Origin of the sequence: Vibrio sp. Vb1980, assembly GCF_033338615.1 — a bacterium.
GTDB lineage: Bacteria > Pseudomonadota > Gammaproteobacteria > Enterobacterales > Vibrionaceae > Vibrio > Vibrio alginolyticus.
The window spans coordinates 1-558 of sequence record NZ_JAWOSZ010000146.1 but is presented as its reverse complement, the minus strand read 5'-3'; the positions used below and the strand labels follow the sequence as shown (position 1 = coordinate 558).

Annotated in this window: 1 protein-coding gene; it reads left to right on the top strand. The window is 46.4% G+C overall.

Annotation, left to right across the window (positions count from 1 at the left end):
• Window positions 1-84 precede the first annotated feature (84 nt).
• Window positions 85-516: a 30S ribosomal protein S12 gene (locus R7F64_RS24220; RefSeq protein WP_108998554.1), complete on the top strand. Its 432-nt coding sequence runs from the start codon at window positions 85-87 to the stop codon at window positions 514-516.
• Window positions 517-558: the final 42 nt, after the last annotated feature.

The following is a 558-nucleotide window of genomic DNA, read 5'->3' as shown; positions in this document are numbered from 1 at the left end:
CTGGATGTGACTTCATACTAAGGTAGCATTAGGTACTGCATGGAAATAGGCCATTAAATTCTTAACAAAATATAATTGCCCAAGATGGGTAAGTGTCGTGGTCTCCGTACTGCCCGGAAGCTCCGCAGTCACCGACGGGACCAGAAGTGGCATGATAAGCAGTACAAGAAAGCCCACTTGGGCACAGCCCTGAAGGCCAATCCGTTTGGGGGTGCCTCTCACGCAAAGGGAATTGTGCTGGAAAAAGTAGGGGTTGAAGCCAAACAGCCAAATTCTGCCATCCGGAAGTGTGTCAGGGTGCAGCTCATTAAGAACGGCAAGAAGATCACAGCGTTCGTGCCCAATGACGGTTGCTTGAACTTCATTGAGGAAAATGATGAAGTTCTGGTTGCTGGATTTGGTCGCAAAGGCCATGCCGTGGGTGATATTCCTGGAGTCCGCTTTAAGGTGGTTAAAGTAGCCAATGTGTCTCTTTTGGCTCTGTACAAAGGCAAGAAGGAAAGACCAAGATCATAAAATTTTGACAATGGAAACAGAATAATAAATTTTCATATCCAG